This window comes from Stutzerimonas frequens, assembly GCF_024448335.1.
Lineage (GTDB): Bacteria > Pseudomonadota > Gammaproteobacteria > Pseudomonadales > Pseudomonadaceae > Stutzerimonas > Stutzerimonas frequens.
This window is the reverse complement of record NZ_JAMOHM010000019.1, coordinates 26,023-41,530: the sequence shown is the minus strand read 5'-3', so window position 1 is coordinate 41,530 and position 15,508 is coordinate 26,023. Positions and strand designations below refer to the sequence as shown.

Sequence of the window (15,508 nt, the reverse complement as noted above, 5' to 3'; positions counted from 1 at the left end):
ATGCAAGTGCGGATTATCCTCGAATGCCCGCCGTGTGCCGAATTCATCCGTCGGGTCGCGCCTTTACGGGCCCATAAAGCATATAGCGGCAGGTGATGCAGAAGCCTTAAATGAAAATGCCCGCACGGGTGCGGGCATTCTCTGTACGGCGCTGAGGCGCTTAGCCGGCGAAGTTCTTCGCGACGAAGTCCCAGTTGACCAGGTTCCAGAACGCCTCGACGAACTTCGGACGAGCGTTGCGGTAGTCGATGTAGTAGGCGTGTTCCCAGACGTCGCAGGTCAGCAGCGGCTTGTCGCCAGCGGTCATCGGGTTGCCGGCACCGATGGTGCTGGCCAGGCCCAGGCTACCGTCGGACTTCTTCACCAGCCAGGCCCAGCCGGAGCCGAAGGTGCCGATGGCGGTCTTGGTGAACTCTTCCTTGAACTTGTCGAACGAGCCGAAGGAGGCGTTGATGGCATCAGCCAGCGCGCCGGTCGGCTGGCCACCGGCGTTCGGCGCCAGGCAGTTCCAGAAGAAGGTGTGGTTCCAGACCTGGGCGGCGTTGTTGAAGATGCCACCCGAAGAGGTCTTGATGATGGATTCCAGATCCTTGCCTTCGAACTCGGTGCCCGGGATCAGGTTGTTCAGGTTGGTCACGTAGGCAGCGTGGTGCTTGTCGTGATGGTAGTCGAGCGTCTCGGCGGACATGTGCGGCTCGAGGGCGTTCTTTTCGTAAGGCAGCGGCGGCAATTCGAAAGCCATGATGTATCTCCTACTCAGGTGTCGAGGATTGATGCGGCCAGCTCGGAGGGACGTACGGGGTCTGCCGGCGTAGCCGGTGAGCAGGCGCTGCATCGCGTCCTGCTCTTGCCTCTGTCGTTCCCTTCGCTCGCTACATGCTTGCGCAATCTCTGGCCGTTCACGGTCGGCCGAACAGACAGACTGAAGCCTTCCGCTCCATGTCTGCGAGCCAGCGATCATAGCACCCGACCTGCGGCAAAACCACGCGGCAACTGTATGGACTATTGGTTCCAGAGCGGTTGCGGCGCGGCGCCTTGGATGCCAAGCACTGGCTGCGCCTTGCGTGGACCGCATAGTCGGGCGTGGTGTTCCGTACGATGTGGGAAAAGGTGCGCGGTGCAATGCCGCGTACTGTTAGGCAGCGAATGCCAGCTGGGCGGCGATGGCGAACATCATGGCGGCCACGCCGAGATCGATCAGCCGCCAGGTCAGCGGACGCGCCAGCCAGGGGGCGAGCCATGCGCCGCCCAGCGCAAGGGTGAGAAACCACAGAGTCGAAGCACTCGCGGCCCCCAGGGTATAAGCCCCGGGTTCGGGCTGCTGCGCGCCAAGGGTGCCGATCAGTACCACGGTATCCAGATAGACATGCGGATTGAGCAGCGTCACCGCCAACGCGGCCAGCAATACCGCGCGTAGCGGGCGCGGTTGCGCGTCTTCGCTGCGCAGGCTCTGCGGTCTGGCCGCGCGACGCAGGGCCAGCGTGCCGTACCAGAGCAGAAAGGCCACACCGCCCCAGCGGGTGATTTCCAGCAACAGCGGGCTGCTCGCCAGCACCGCGGCCAGCCCGAACACCCCGACGCTGACCAACAGGACGTCGCAGACGATACACAGCGCCGCCACCGGCAGGTGATGCTCGCGGCGCAGGCTCTGGGCTAGCACGAAGGCATTCTGCGCGCCGATTGCCATGATCAGCCCTGCCGCTACCAGAAGTCCGTTGATATAGCTCTGCCAGATCGCACTCATGTCGCACGCCTCGTTCGTTTTCTGCTGGCGAGTCTGCGGATTGACGAGCTATAAGAGAAACCAATTTTGCTCACGTAGCATTAGGGAAACTGATGTTCGACTACAAATTGCTGGCCGCGCTTGCGGCGGTTGTGGAGCAGGCCGGCTTCGAACGCGCCGCGCAGGCGCTGGGCCTATCGCAATCGGCTATATCACAGCGGATCAAGCTGCTCGAGGCGCGCGTCGGCCAGCCGGTATTGCTGCGCGACACACCGCCGAGACCCACCGAGTTGGGCCAGCGCCTGCTCAACCATGTACAGCAGGTACGCCTGCTCGAGCGCGACCTGCAGGGGCAGGTCCCGGCGCTCGATGAAAACCGTCTGCCGGAGCGCCTGCGCGTCGCGCTGAACGCCGACAGCCTGGCGACCTGGTGGACCGGCGCGGTGGCGCCGTTCTGTGCCGAGCATCAGGTGTTGCTCGATCATGTAGTGGAAGATCAGGCCGTCGGGCTCAAACGCATGCGCGCGGGCGAGGTTGCTGCCTGCGTCTGTGCTGCCGAGCGGCCGGTGGCCGGCGCGCGCAGCCAGTTTCTCGGGGCGATGCGCTATCGGGCGCTGGCCAGCCCGGCGTTCATCGAGCGGCATTTTCAGCGTGATGCGAACGCCGCGGATCTGGCGCGCGTCCCGGCCGTGGTGTTCGGCCCCGACGATCAGCTGCAGCATCGTTACATGACGGCGGTCGGTGGCGGCGAGGTGTTCATTCACCATTTGTGCCCCTCGTCGGAGGGCTTCGTGTGCATGTTGCGAAGCGGCCTGGGCTGGGGGCTGGCGCCTGAGCTGCAGGTGCGCGGCGAACTTGCGCGTGGTGAACTGGTCGATGTGCTGTCCGGGCCGCCGATCGACGTGCCGCTGTACTGGCATCACTGGCGTAACGGCGGACAACTGCTCGATGAGCTGACGCGGCATCTGGTGCGTTGCGCCAGCGACTGGCTGCTGGTCGGGTGAGGTGCGAGTCAGGCGAGCACGCGCTGGCCTCGGTAGATGCGAACCGCCGGGCCACTGCTGGTGGCGGGACGTGCCGGCGGCGGTGCGGGCGGTAGCTGGTCGCTGAAGGCCGCGAGCTGACGGCCGAGTTCGCGGGTCAGTTCGTCGTTTGAACGCATGCTCGCTGCGAGCATTGCCACCACCGCGTCCGGCTGGTTGAGATGGATGTCCAGTTGCTGTTCGTCGCGCAGTCTGCGGCGCAGGGCGCGCATGCAGTCGATCACTGCCTTGTTCAGCTCCATGCTGTATTCCTCGTGATTGCCCTAAGGCCCGACATCCCTGTCGGAAGTGTCTATCCGCTGGCGAGGATGACGGAGCAAGCGGCGTACCAAATCTGCTGGCTGCGTCTCGGCGGAAGTGTGACCGACAAGCGAAACCCCCGGCCGGCGAGGTGTGCAGGCTGTCGATCCATTGCGCAAAGGCGTCCAGTGGCTCGTCGGTGATCGAACCGGCCCAGGCTTTCAATGCACCGTGATGCGCGTTGTCGCCGTCGCGATGCTCCACCGCGGTGCAGCCAGGATGGCAGACGTGAGTCGCTGATAGCCTCACCCCGAACCGTTATACTGCGCGCTGTTTTTCGCACCGCGCCATCGAAGGTAACCCATGCGCAACGATGCTCACGACGAACTGGACAACATCCCCAGCCTGACCGCAGGCCGTGACCGTGTGGAGCCCTATCCGGCGCCGGATCTCGAGCCGATTCGCCGAACGCCGGATGACTACGGCGATGATTCGCGTGCGCGCCAACGGCGTCGCCCGGCAGGCGCTGCGAAGGCCAGCACCGCGCCGCTGTGGGTGATGGTCGTGGCGTTGTTGATCAGCCTCGCTGCGCTGGGCTGGTGGAGTTATCGGCAGATCGCCATGCTGGAACTGCAGCTGGTCGCCACGCAGGAGAGTTTCGCCAGGATCAGCGAAGACGCCGCCGGTCGCTTGCAGGATATCTCCGGCAAAGTGGTTGCTACCGAATCCAACGTGACGACCGAGAGCGAAGCCGTGAAGCTGCGCATCAAGCAGCTCGAGCAACAGACGCAGGAGCTCGCACGCAAGCAACAGGCCTTCGCCACCGAGCAGCAGAGCCTGACGGGCAGGCAGGGCAATCAGGACCAGCGCCTGGATGAGCAGGGCAAGCGTATGGAACGCCTGACTGCCGATCTGCAAGCCCAGCAGGGCAGCAGTGCGGCCCTGGCCGAGACGGTGAAGACCCTGCGCAGCGAGCAGGCCACGCTGAAGTCTGCAGTCGACGAGCAATCCAAGCTGGCGGCACGAATCGACGGTCTGGGCAAGGAGGTCGCGACGCTGAAGCAGGCCGGCAACCAGAGCCAGGCGATCAGTCGTCTCGAGCAGGACATTCTGGTTCTGCGCAGCGAACTGGAGAATCGCCCGGCACCGAGCGCCAACAATACGGCCGAGTTCGACTCCTTCCGCGCACAGGTCACCCGCACCATCAATGCCATGCAGGGCCAGATCGCCAATCTGCAAGGGCAGATCGACGGGCGCTGACTACCGCCTCGTTTGTCCGCCGCGCGTATCGCGACGGCGGCCGCTTCCAGCCAGACCCTTTCTTACAGATCCAGTGCTAACGACAGCCCCACCCCATGGTCGCGGTTGTCGTTGCCGCGGTAATGGTAGTTGGCGCGTAGCGCCAGACCTGGCGTCAGACGGTGCGCCAGCCCCACGCTGAAACGCGTCTGGTCGCCGGTCTGCGTTGCACCGGGTAGTTCGAAGCTGTTGCCCGGCACGCTGTTCAAGGACATGCGCAGGTCGCGCCGGTCGTCGTCCTCGCGTTCCACTTCGCGCGCAACCTCACCGAACAGGCGGGTTCTCTCACTCAAGGCGTACTCGCCGAACAACCCGAGCGACAGGCGCAGCGAGTCCAGGTCCTGGTCGTCATAGCTCAATGCCGTGGAGCGGGCACCCTCTTCGCTGTAGGCGTCCACTTCGACCTTTTGATAGCGGGCTCCGACGAATGGGCCGAACTGCATCTGCTCGCCTGGCTGCATCAGATTGAAGCCGACCTTGGCCGCTGCACCCCAAACGGTGCCCTCGGTGTCACCTTTCTCCGCGCGTTCGGTGAGGCCCAGAGCGAAGGTGCGTTGCAGGTCGTGGTAATCCAGATAACCGGCGCTGAGGCTGAAGTCGGCGAACAGGCGGTGTTGCTCGTAGCGGGCGAAGGCCGTGGCCAGATAGCTGCGCATGTCGTAATCGGAGTCGCTGCGACCCAGCTCCAGTGAGTTCTCTGCCAGCCCGAGGCTGATGCCGGCGAGCCAGGCTTCGCTCAGTCTATGGGTAACACCCAGCGACAGGCTCAGGCCGTGGCCGTCACCGCCGCCGTAACCGTCGTACTCAGGTCGGTTGTAACCGCCCTGAACGAAAGTGCGCCAGGCACCGACTGCCTGCCAGTCGCCTCGCTGGGCGGCCAGTTCGCTATCGAGCTGTTGCAGGTGGGCGCGTAGCGCCGAGTGGCCCATTTCCGGCAGAAGCGAGACCTCCCAGGGCGCGGAGATAATCGAGTAAAGGTAGTCGGCGCTGATCTGATGAACCGCAGTGGTGGGGTGGACCGCGTCGTTGAACAGCAGGCGGCTCGGATCAGGAGCTGTGCCTCCCAGGCTGTAGGTCGGGTCTGGTAGACACGGCGACGTCGAGGATGCCGGGTCGAAGCAGACTGCAGTTTGCGCGACGTTGGGGTCGAAGCCGAAAGCGGCCAGGTCCGCGCGAACCTCCGCCAGCAACAGACGGTTGTTGACCAGCACGTAATTGCCACCCTGGGCTTGCAGCTGGCTCGCCAGCTCGATGTTGAACTGGTCGCTCAGGGCGTTAAGTGTGGCGGCCCCGACGGGGCCTGAGTTGGCCCCCAGTGGTGTGATACCAACATCCGGCAGGTCGGAGACGATGATGTAGCGTGCTCCCGCCATTTGCAGGGCGCCGACACCTGCCACCAGATTGCTCGCGGCCTGCGCCATCGTCACCGGATTGCTGCCCAACTGGAAGATGTCGTTGCCGCCTCCGTTGATGTAGTACAGGGCATTGCGGTCCACCCGGGGGTTCTCGACCAGATAGCCAGGGCGCGTACGAGTTGTGCCGCCGGCCGATACGATCGAGGTGTCGGTGATTGAGTCGAGGATCTGGTCGGTCCGGTAGCCGCCGACGGCGTAGTTGCTGCCGTCCGGATTACCGGTCAGTACGGACGGTAGCAGGGGCGTGGAAGGAAGCGATTGCAGGCCTAGCATGCTGGCCAGTCGCTGAGTGCCGACTTCCCCGATGTATTCGCCGGCGCCATAGGTCGGTCCGGTTCGATTGGTGAAGCGCAGACCGCCCGTTGGGTTGCCTCCCAGGGTCGGGCTCAACAGGTCGGGGAAGTTGCCGGCATCGCTGAGCGAGTCGCCGAATACGATGAACTGGCTGAACGGTCCGCTATCGGCGGCGCTGACGGCAGTCGTGCAACCGAGCAGGACGGCTGCCGCAAGCGGCTTGAGGGCGCTATGCACGAAGGTATCTCCTTATTGTTCTTTTTTTGGATACGTCGCCGGACAACCGGGCGACCTGCTCACGCTAATGGCTGTGCCGCGTCGGCATAAGCGCCCGAAAGGGCGATTGTCGGTAGCCCAGGGCATCGCACTAAAGGCTTACTGGCGGTTTGACCGTACGCCATTTATTGTCCTGGCTCAAAAGGCGGAGATATCAAACTGCTACCATCTGCCGCGCTTGTGACTCGGGTGACGGAATGCCATGGCCATGAGCAACTGCCTGCTTGGAAAAAGGTGCTGAGGGCCAGTCTGGCGTCTGGATTCGCCGGGTTGCGCTCACCGTGCAAACGATCGTCCCGACATGGGAGCAGAACAATAAAATGCCATCGCTTCTCGATCTGCTGCGAAACCGACTGACGACGCTGCTGCCCAGCGAGCTGAGGTCCAGCGAGCTCCGCCATCTGCTCGACCCCCGGCGCCATCCGGTGCTGCTCTGTCAGCGTCGCGCGACGCTGATCGTCAACCGCGTGCGGCTGTTCGCCTTCCTCTTCGCCGTGCTGACGCCACTGTGGAGCCTGATCGACCTGATGGTATTCGAGCCGAAGCTCTGGCTGGCGCTGGCCGGGTTGCGCATGATGGCCTGCCTCGCCTTCACTGGCCTGCTCTTGTTCTACCGGCCCAGCGGCAATCTCCTGGATGCCTACCGCGCGATCGCTATCCTCTTTGCCATCCCCACCGCCTTCTATATCGCGTCGCATACCCTGCTCGGCAGCTACCAGCTGGCGCAGTTCTCCGCGGTGGTCGGTGCCGGTTACGCTTTTCTGCCTTTCGTGCTGATGGCAGGTCTGACGATCTTCCCGCTGACGTTGGTGGAGAACCTGGTCCTGTCGAGCCTGTTGCTCCTGGCGCAGGCACTGGCCGGATACCTCAGCTGGGCGACGCTGAACTGGCCATCGTTCGCTGGAGCGTTCTGGCTGCTGATTCTCATTGCCGGCGTTGCCAGCCTGGCCAGCATGAGCCAGCTGGCGTTCATGATCGCGCTGGTGCGCCAGGCGATCCGCGATCCGCTCACTGGAGTGTTCTCCCGCGGCAGCGGCGAGGAAATCCTGCGCCTGCAGTGGGACAGCGCGCAGCGCAAGGATTCCGCGCTGGCCCTGGCATTCATCGATCTGGATCACTTCAAGTCGATCAACGACAACTACGGCCACGAAGCCGGCGATCAGGTCCTGCGTGAGGCCGCTCGACGACTGGTAGCGACACTGCGCAGCTCCGACAGCCTGTTGCGGTGGGGCGGCGAGGAGTTTCTTCTGATCATGCCGGAGACCGACATGGAGCAGGCCCACAAGGCCATCGAACGCATCGTTGGCGAGGGGCTGGGCGTGCGACCGGATGGCCTGGCGCTGACCGCAAGCATCGGCCTTGCCGAGCGCCGCGATGACCAGGTCGATGACTATCGTGACCTGCTCGAACTGGCGGACCGGCGCATGTACCTGGCCAAGACCGGCGGCCGCAATCGGCTGTGCGCAGCGGAGTCGGAGAAGCCCCAGCGCGAGCGCGCGCTGGCCCTGGAAAGCTAGGCCCGACGCACTCGTCGCGACGGCCGGGCACTGCGCTGCTGCGCAGCGTTACGCCAGGCCGAAGACATGTCGCAGATAACCGACGAAGGCTTCGTCACGGCACATGGTCTTGCCCGGTGAGTCGGAAATCTTCGCCACCGGCTGGCCATTGCACGCGGTCATCTTGATGACCATGTTGGTGGGTTCGACACCCGGGATGTCGCAAGTCAGTCCCGTGCCGATGCCGAAGCTCGGATTGCTGCGACCAGCCAGTGCACGATGAATCTGCAGCGCCTTGGCGAAATCCAGGCCGTCGGAGAAGATCAGCTGGCGCGTCCTCGGGTCGATGCCCAGTCGCCGATAATGCGCGATGGCTTTTTCAGCCCAGACCAGAGGATCGCCGGAGTCGTGGCGCAGACCATCGAACAGCTTGGCGAAGTACAGATCGAAGTCACGCAGGAAGGCGTCCATGGTGATGCAGTCGGTCAGCGCGATACCCAGCGCGCCCCGGTACTCGCGAACCCAACAGTCGAGCGCGGCGATTTGACTGTCGATGAGCCGTGGGCCGAGCTGCTGATGCGCCATGATCCATTCATGGGCCATGGTGCCCATCGGCTTCACGTCCAGCGTGCGCGCCAGGTGCACGTTGCTGGTGCCGACGAAACGGCCGGGAAAGTCGCAGCGCAGACGTTCGACCACCATTTCCTGTACCGCGAAGGAAAAGCGTCGGCGTGTGCCGAAGTCGGCCAGGGTGAAGGTGGCCAGCTCTCGCTCGCCGGCCTGACTGCGCAGCCAGGCCAGCTTCTCGTCGAGCCGGTCGCGCGCCTGCGTCAGGCTCACTTGCGGGTAACGGGCGCGGTTGCGCACTTCGCTGATGATCGCCAGCAGCGGCACCTCGAACAGAATCACGTGCAGCCAGGGGCCGCGCAGATGGATCACCAGCTCGCCGTCTTCCACATCCAGGCGCAGGTAGCGCAGGTCGAAACGAAACAGTCCGAGAAAGCGGATGAAGTCCGGCTGCATGTAGGGGATGCGCTCCAGATAAGCGAGCTCCTCGGGCGTCATCTGTAGCTCGGCGAGTGCTTCGATCTGCTCGCGGATGTCGTCGAGGTAGGGGCGCAGGTCTTCCCCTGAGCGGCTGCGGAAAGCCCATTCCACCTCGGCATTGGGATAGTGGTGCAGAACGGCCTGCATCATGGTGAGCTTGTAGAAGTCGGTGTCCAGCAGGCTCTGGATGATCCGCTCAGAAAATGCACTACTCATCGGCTGCTCCCGTCTGGAGGGTTCCGGCCGATGGTATCGACAAACGGTAGGTACTGCAGGCGGTATTTTCATCGGTGAAACGATGAGATGTCTGGCGTGCAATTAGAATATGGTCGGCACGGCAGCTTCGGCGTGCTCATTTGATATCTGTTTAATATCGAATTTGATGAGTTTGAAGGCTGGAGTTAAATGCCGGGGAAGTTGTCGGAAAGTTAATCGGGACTTATAAAAAACAAGGCAGACGCCGAGGCGCCTGCCTTGTTTTGTACGCCGTCAGCAATTAGCTGCTGCGGCCACCGCCGTGGCTGTTCTGGCCACCCTTGCGGCCGGCCTCGGAGGCCTTCTCGCGGTCGTTGGCGAAGTTTCCGCCGCTGTTGTGACCACCCTTGCGGCCGGCCTCGGAAGCTTTATCTCGATCGTTGGCGAAGTTGCCAGGATTGTTATTTGCCATGTGTTTTTCTCCTCAATTGGATAGACACTTTCACAAACGGCTGAAAGAGAGATATTCCGTCAGCCTTCACTGTGTCTGAGTGAGGTTCCTCTGATGGAGTTTCATACTGTGGCGAAGTGCAGACGAATGGTTCTCCATATCCGCTGTAGGACTATGGCGTCGTGAAATTACAAGCGAAACGGTAGTTGTCGCTTTGTTTGTTTTATATATGTTGCGCCGAATAACTGGCGAGACGTTCCTGGCGTTCTGCCAGCAGCCGCATCACGTAGCCGATCTTGACTGCGGTCGGGCCGAGAATGACCAGCGAATGGGCAGCGACGATGCCGGCCATCGTCAGTCTGTGGTCGAAGAAGTACGCCCCGGTGATGCCGAGCAGCAGCAACAGCAGGCCGCCGATCATCAAGGCACTGGCGAGGGCCATCAGGTTCAGCGCAGCGGAGCGGGTATGACGCATGGTTCGATCTCCTGTGGAGGAGGCCCGTCCGTGACGAGCTTCGTGATGGGTCAATCGAGGGCAGATGCCGGGCCGAAGAATTCGTAGCGGGTCTGCTGCTCCGGCACGCCCAGGGATTTCAGCTGGCGTTTGATGGCGGCCATGAAGGGCTTCGGGCCGAGGAAGTAGGCATCGACGTCACGGTCCGCCGGTAGCCAGTCGGCCAGCTGCTGCTCGGTCAGCCGTCCGACGGCATCCGGTGCGCCAGTCGAGTCGTCGTGTTCCTCGTAGCAGTAGAAGCGCTTGAGCTGTCCATGCCGCTCGGCGAGTGCATCCACGGTGCGGCGGAAGGCATGCACCCCGGCGTTGCGTGCACAGTGGATGAAGTGCACCGGGCGCGACGTTGCCAGCGCCGTTTCCAGCATCGCCAGCGTCGGGGTGATGCCGACGCCACCGCTGATCAGCACCAGCGGCTTGTCGCCGGGTTCGAGAACGAACTCACCTGCCGGCGCGAACAGCTCGACGGTCGCGCCCTCCGGCATGTCGTGCAGCGCATTGGAGACCACACCACCCGGTTCGCGCTTGACGCTGATGCGGTACTCGCTGCCGTTGCCGGCGGCGGACAGCGAGTAGTTGCGGCGTACCTCATTGCCGTCGACCTGGAGCCTGAGGCCGATGTACTGACCGGGCAGGAAATCCATCAGCGCCCCGCCATCCTCCGGTTGCAGGTGGAACGAGGTGATCTCCTCGCTCTCCCTGACCTTGCGCGCGATACGGAACCGGCGCGCACCACGCCAGCCGCCGGGAGCTTCGGCCTTGGCCTGGTAGAGCCGTTCCTCCTGGCCGATGAGAAGCTCGGCCAGCTGCTGATAGGCTGCGGCCCAGGCGTCGATTACCGCATCGGTAGCGATCGCCTCGCCAAGGACCTCGCGGATGGCCCGCAGCAGGCAGCTACCGACCAGTGGGTAGTGCTCGGGCAGCACCTGCAGGGCAACGTGCTTGTTGATGATCTGCGCCACCAGTGGGCCGAGGGCTTCGAGGCGGTCGATGTGCCGGGCGTACATCAGCACACCATTGGCCAGTGCGCGTGGTTGCTCACCGCTGGCCTGGTGCGCCTGGTTGAACAGCGGTTTCACCTCGGGATGTTCGCTCAGCAGGAGCTTGTAGAAGTGAGTGGTCAGCGCCTCGCCGCCGCTTTCCAGCAATGGCACGGTGGCTTTGATTAGGGCGATCTGTTCAGCGCAAAGCATTGAATACTCCTCTGGTGGGAAAAACCGGACGGTGTTCGTCGAAGCGAACACGTGCCGTTGTGCCAGAGGTGTTTCAACAATCGTTCCAGGTTGGAATTGACTTGAATCAAGGTTCTCCCGGCCTTCATGGTGAATTTCACCCTCGATCGTCGGGGTGCTAATCACCTTTCATGGTTGTGAGAACCCTGTTGCCGGCGAGGCCGAACCTCGCCGCTTGCCCGCTTTCATATAGGACTCATCAGTCATAACCAAGGAGACAGGCACATGGAGATCTACCACATCACTCACGAAGACGACCGTTGGGTGCTGCGCGAAGAGGGCGATCAGCGTGCGTTGATCGAAGCCGCACGGCGCGAGGACATCCTCGACGAGACGCGGGATTACATGAAATTGCGTACTTCTCTCGTCAAGGTGCATGCCGAGAATGGCGAGGTCGCGGAGGAGCATCGCTACCCCCAGGAGCAGGACCCACTGGCAACCGGAGGCTGAGGCCTGGTGGGCTATTCGACCCGGTCGGGGCGGGGCGCACGCAGCGTCAGCCCCAGCCAGGTCGCCAGCAGGAACGGCAGGGTCAGGGTCGGCAGGCCCAGCTCGATGCACGCCCGCCAGATTGCCACGGCGGCGAGCATGCCCAAGAGCGGCAGGCGCCAGCCTCCTCGCCATTGCGCCAGGGCCAGCGCGGCAAGGGCCGGGTTGAACCCGGCCAGACCATCGGACCAGGGCGCACCGAGCGGGCCCGCCAGCAGCAGCCCCAACGCCGAGCCCGTCAGCAGCCAGAATGCATCGCGCAGCGAGGCCAGGGCGACGGCCACCAGCAGGCAGGCCGCCGCGAGCGGTGCATCGAGAAACACCACCTGACCGATACCCAGCAACCAGGCGTCGCGCAGCGTCGTTGCGTCGGGTGCGGGGACATCGGGCGATGAAACCGACACCGGCGCGATGCACAACAGCGCGAGCAGGCCGATCAGCATGAAGGGCAGGGTGAAGCCCGGCAGGCCGTCACCGCAGCGTAGCCGAGCGAGCAGCCAGGCCTGCAGCGGACAGCTGGCCAGCGCCGCGACGCCGACCAGTGCCAGGCTGGTGCCGGTCAATCCCAGCAGATCAACCAGCAGCGCGCCCAGCAAGGCGGCGTTGTAACCGTAGAGGCCGTCGTTGCGGTCAGCCGCCGAGCAGCCCAGCCAGCTGGCGCCGCCGTGGGCGACCAGTACGCCGCACAACGCACCGGCAAGCTGTGCTGGGGCGCCGCTGGCCAGTGCGAGCATGATCAGCGCCCCGCAGCCGGCATGGCGCTGCAGAAAGATCTGGGCGAAGGCATGCAGCACGGCGCGCAGCTGCGAAGGATCGGGCATCGACGAAATCCGAGGCGAGCGCAAGGGCACCGGCTCGCAAGGAGCCGGCGGCGAAGTCGAAGAGAAACGGCCGGGCCAGCGCCCGGCTCCTGTCAGGGCAGGACTTCGATGCGCAGCGAATTGGTGGTGCCCGGCTGGCCCAGCGGTACGCCGGCGGTGATCAGCACCGTGTCGCCGCTTTCGGCCATGCCCTGCGCCTGCGCCAGCTCGACGGCGTGGCTGCTGACCTGCTCCATGTCGCGCATCGGCGCATCCACCACCGAATACACGCCCCAGGCCACGGTGAGCTTGCGTGCGGTGGCGGTGCTCGGCGTCAGGCTGAGGATCGGCGTGGCCGGCCGCTCGCGCGAGGCGCGCAGGCTGGAACGGCCGGACTCGGTGTAGTTGACCAGCACCGCTACCGGCAGGATGCCGCTGATCCGGCGGATCGCGCAGCTGATGGCATCCGGCAGCGTGGCCTCGGCATTGGGTCGGTGCACGTCGAGCTGCGCCTGGAAGTCCGGACCGCTTTCCACCTGGCGGATGATCTTGCTCATCATGCTCACCGCTTCCAGCGGGTAGTCGCCGGAGGCGGTTTCCGCCGACAGCATCACCGCATCGGCGCCCTCGGCCACCGCGTTGGCCACGTCGGTGACCTCGGCGCGGGTCGGGGCCGGCGCGAAGCGCATGGATTCGAGCATCTGCGTCGCCACTACCACCGGGCGGCCGAGCTGGCGGCAGATGCGCACGATGTCCTTCTGGATACGCGGCACGTTCTCCGGCGGCACCTCCACGCCCAGGTCGCCGCGCGCCACCATGATCGCGTCGGACAGCCGGGCGATCTCGCGCAGGTGCTGCACCGCCGAGGGCTTCTCGATCTTCGCCATGAGGAAGGCCCGCTCGCCGATCAGCTTGCGCGCCTCCTGGATGTCCTGCGGGCGCTGCACGAACGACAGCGCCACCCAGTCCACGCCCAGCTCGAGGCCGAAGGTCAGGTCCTGGCGGTCCTTCGCCGTCAGCGGCGAAAGCTCCAGCACCGCCTCTGGCACGTTCACGCCCTTGCGGTCGGACAGCTCGCCGCCGGCCACCACGCGGGTATCGATGGCGTCGGCATGGCGCTCGGTGACCGTCAGGCGCAGACGGCCATCGTCGATCAGCAGCTGCATGCCCGGTTCCAGCGCGGCGATGATCTCCGGGTGCGGCAGGTTCACGCGGCGGCTGTCGCCCGGTGTCGGGTCCAGATCCAGGCGAAAGGCCTGGTCACGCTCAAGGCGGACCTTGCCGGCGGCGAAACGGCCGACTCTGAGCTTGGGCCCCTGCAGGTCCATGAGGATGCCGATCGGCTGGTTCAGCTCCTGCTCGACCTGGCGAATCCAGGCGAAGCGCTCGGCGTGGTCGCTGTGCTCGCCGTGGCTGAAGTTCAGGCGGAACAGGTTCACGCCGGCCTCGACCAGTGCGCGCACGTCATCGACGCTGCGGGTGGCCGGGCCGAGGGTGGCGAGGATCTTGACCTTCTTGTCGTGTGTCATGGCGGTGCTCTGGGGCAGTTGTTGTTCTGATGCGCGCCTGAACGAGGCGGAGGCCGTCAATCCGACGACGGCAGGATCAGGATGGCGCGAAAGTCGTTGACGTTGGTGCGCGTCGGGCCGGTGACGATCAGGCTGTCCAGCGCGGCGAAATAGCCATACCCGTCGTTGTCGGCCAGCGAGTCGGCGGCACGCAGGCCCAGCGCCTCGGCGCGGGCAAAGCTGTCCGGGGTCATCAGCGCGCCGGCGTTGTCCTCCGAGCCGTCGATGCCATCGGTGTCGCCGGCCAGGGCGTAAACGCCGGGCAGGCCTTGCAGCGCTTCGGTCAGGGCGAGCAGGAACTCGACATTGCGCCCGCCGCGTCCGTTGCCGCGCACGGTGACGGTGGTCTCGCCGCCGGACAGGATCACGCAGGGCGCGGCGATCGGCTGGTCGTGCAGCACCACCTGGCGGACGATGCCGGCATGCACCTTGGCCACTTCGCGTGCTTCGCCTTCCAGATCACCGAGGATCAACGGGGTGATACCGGCGTCACGGACCGCCTGGGCCGCGGCATCGAGGGACTGCTGCGGCGTGGCGATCAGCTGGAAGTGGCTGCGCGAGAGCATCGGATCGCCCGGCTTGAGGGTTTCCGAGCGCGGATCCTTGAGCCAGGCGCGCACATTGGCCGGCACCTCGATGTGGTAACGCTCGAGAATCGCCAGCGCCTCGGCCGACGTGGTGGGGTCGGCGACGGTGGGGCCGGAGGCGATCACCGTCGCTTCGTCGCCGGGCACGTCGGAAATCGCATAGGTGTACACGCTGGCCGGCCAGCAGGCCCTGGCCAGGCGGCCGCCCTTGATCGCCGAGAGGTGCTTGCGCACGCAGTTCATCTCGGCGATGTGCGCGCCGGAGCGCAGCAGCGCCTTGTTGATCGCCTGCTTGTCGGCCAGCGAAATGCCTTCGGCCGGCAATGCCAGCAATGACGAGCCGCCGCCGGAGAGCAGGAAGATCACCCGATCGCTTTCCTCGAGGTTGCTGACCAGCTCCAGCACGCGGCGGGCGACGCGCTCGCCGGCATCGTCCGGGACCGGGTGTGCGGCTTCCACCACTTCGATACGCCGGCAGTCGGCGTGATGCTCGTAGCGGGTCACCACCAGCCCGGACAGTTCACCTTCCCAGACCTTTTCGATGGCTTCGGCCATGGCCGCGGCCGCCTTGCCGGCGCCGATGACGATGGCGCGGCCGCTGCGGTCTTCGGGCAGATGGTCGGCGAGCACATGGCGCGGATGGGCGGCTTCGATGGCGCTGTCGAACAGCTGGCGCAGCAGGGCTTGTGGGTCGAGGGTCATCTGAAGCTCCTTGTATGAGGTCTGCAGCCGATTCCAGACCTTAGGGCTCGCCGAAGCAAGCGCTAAGGGTTGAAATCGACCCGCCCGGCCGTCGGGCCGTGACTCCTTGTGCCGGGCGAATCGAAAAGGTGCCGTCTGGT

At 64.6% G+C, this 15,508-nt stretch carries 15 protein-coding genes; 4 read left to right on the top strand and 11 right to left on the bottom strand.

Annotation, left to right across the window (positions count from 1 at the left end; genetic code table 11):
• Positions 1-160: 160 nt before the first annotated feature.
• Both NAO55_RS19680 and NAO55_RS19675 read right to left on the bottom strand, forming a co-directional pair.
• Entirely contained in the window at positions 161-742 is a 582-nt protein-coding gene (locus NAO55_RS19680) for a superoxide dismutase (RefSeq protein WP_003299885.1), read from the bottom strand.
• Between the two features lie 393 nt (positions 743-1,135).
• Complete coding sequence (locus NAO55_RS19675; RefSeq protein WP_102839780.1) at positions 1,136-1,744, bottom strand: LysE/ArgO family amino acid transporter; 609 nt, start codon at positions 1,742-1,744, stop codon at positions 1,136-1,138.
• A 92-nt stretch (positions 1,745-1,836) separates the two neighbouring features.
• Between NAO55_RS19675 and NAO55_RS19670 the strand changes: the two genes are divergently transcribed.
• Positions 1,837-2,727 (top strand): LysR family transcriptional regulator ArgP, encoded by an 891-nt coding sequence (locus NAO55_RS19670; protein ID WP_102839781.1) that lies wholly within the window; start codon positions 1,837-1,839, stop codon positions 2,725-2,727.
• 8 nt (positions 2,728-2,735) lie between these two features.
• Here NAO55_RS19670 and NAO55_RS19665 read toward each other — a convergent pair whose 3' ends face one another.
• Positions 2,736-3,008 carry a hypothetical protein gene (locus tag NAO55_RS19665; protein WP_102839782.1) on the bottom strand — a complete coding sequence of 91 codons (273 nt, stop codon included), beginning with the start codon at positions 3,006-3,008 and terminating at the stop codon, positions 2,736-2,738.
• Between the two features lie 361 nt (positions 3,009-3,369).
• On the opposite strand from NAO55_RS19665, the gene NAO55_RS19660 reads away from it, so the two are divergent.
• Complete coding sequence (locus NAO55_RS19660) at positions 3,370-4,266, top strand: hypothetical protein (protein ID WP_063540054.1); 897 nt, start codon at positions 3,370-3,372, stop codon at positions 4,264-4,266.
• Positions 4,267-4,328: 62 nt separating this feature from the next.
• Here the strand turns inward: NAO55_RS19660 and NAO55_RS19655 are convergent, their stop codons facing one another.
• Positions 4,329-6,251, bottom strand: coding sequence for an autotransporter domain-containing SGNH/GDSL hydrolase family protein (locus NAO55_RS19655; RefSeq protein WP_102839783.1), 1,923 nt, complete (start codon positions 6,249-6,251; stop codon positions 4,329-4,331).
• A gap of 359 nt (positions 6,252-6,610) precedes the next feature.
• On the opposite strand from NAO55_RS19655, the gene NAO55_RS19650 reads away from it, so the two are divergent.
• Positions 6,611-7,807, top strand: a complete 1,197-nt coding sequence (locus NAO55_RS19650; RefSeq protein WP_063540052.1) for a GGDEF domain-containing protein — start codon at positions 6,611-6,613, stop codon at positions 7,805-7,807.
• A 48-nt stretch (positions 7,808-7,855) separates the two neighbouring features.
• On the opposite strand, the gene pncB is transcribed toward NAO55_RS19650, so the two are convergent.
• From pncB to hmpA, 4 genes are all read right to left on the bottom strand, one after another.
• A complete protein-coding gene (pncB, locus tag NAO55_RS19645; RefSeq protein ID WP_102839784.1) occupies positions 7,856-9,049 on the bottom strand; it encodes a nicotinate phosphoribosyltransferase in 1,194 nt (397 codons plus the stop codon).
• Positions 9,050-9,329: 280 nt separating this feature from the next.
• Complete coding sequence (locus tag NAO55_RS19640; protein ID WP_102839785.1) at positions 9,330-9,500, bottom strand: con-10 family general stress protein; 171 nt, start codon at positions 9,498-9,500, stop codon at positions 9,330-9,332.
• Between the two features lie 202 nt (positions 9,501-9,702).
• A complete protein-coding gene (locus NAO55_RS19635) occupies positions 9,703-9,954 on the bottom strand; it encodes a hypothetical protein (protein WP_102839786.1) in 252 nt (83 codons plus the stop codon).
• A gap of 50 nt (positions 9,955-10,004) precedes the next feature.
• Complete coding sequence (gene hmpA, locus NAO55_RS19630; protein ID WP_102839787.1) at positions 10,005-11,183, bottom strand: NO-inducible flavohemoprotein; 1,179 nt, start codon at positions 11,181-11,183, stop codon at positions 10,005-10,007.
• Between the two features lie 264 nt (positions 11,184-11,447).
• On the opposite strand from hmpA, the gene NAO55_RS19625 reads away from it, so the two are divergent.
• Positions 11,448-11,672, top strand: a complete 225-nt coding sequence (locus tag NAO55_RS19625; protein ID WP_102839788.1) for a DUF2188 domain-containing protein — start codon at positions 11,448-11,450, stop codon at positions 11,670-11,672.
• Between the two features lie 11 nt (positions 11,673-11,683).
• Here NAO55_RS19625 and NAO55_RS19620 read toward each other — a convergent pair whose 3' ends face one another.
• The 3 genes from NAO55_RS19620 to NAO55_RS19610 form a co-directional block, all read right to left on the bottom strand.
• Positions 11,684-12,532 (bottom strand): urea transporter, encoded by an 849-nt coding sequence (locus NAO55_RS19620; protein ID WP_102839789.1) that lies wholly within the window; start codon positions 12,530-12,532, stop codon positions 11,684-11,686.
• 92 nt (positions 12,533-12,624) lie between these two features.
• Positions 12,625-14,040: a pyruvate kinase gene (gene pyk / locus NAO55_RS19615; RefSeq protein WP_102839790.1), complete on the bottom strand. Its 1,416-nt coding sequence runs from the start codon at positions 14,038-14,040 to the stop codon at positions 12,625-12,627.
• Positions 14,041-14,096: 56 nt separating this feature from the next.
• A complete protein-coding gene (locus tag NAO55_RS19610; RefSeq protein WP_102839791.1) occupies positions 14,097-15,368 on the bottom strand; it encodes a glycerate kinase type-2 family protein in 1,272 nt (423 codons plus the stop codon).
• Positions 15,369-15,508: the final 140 nt, after the last annotated feature.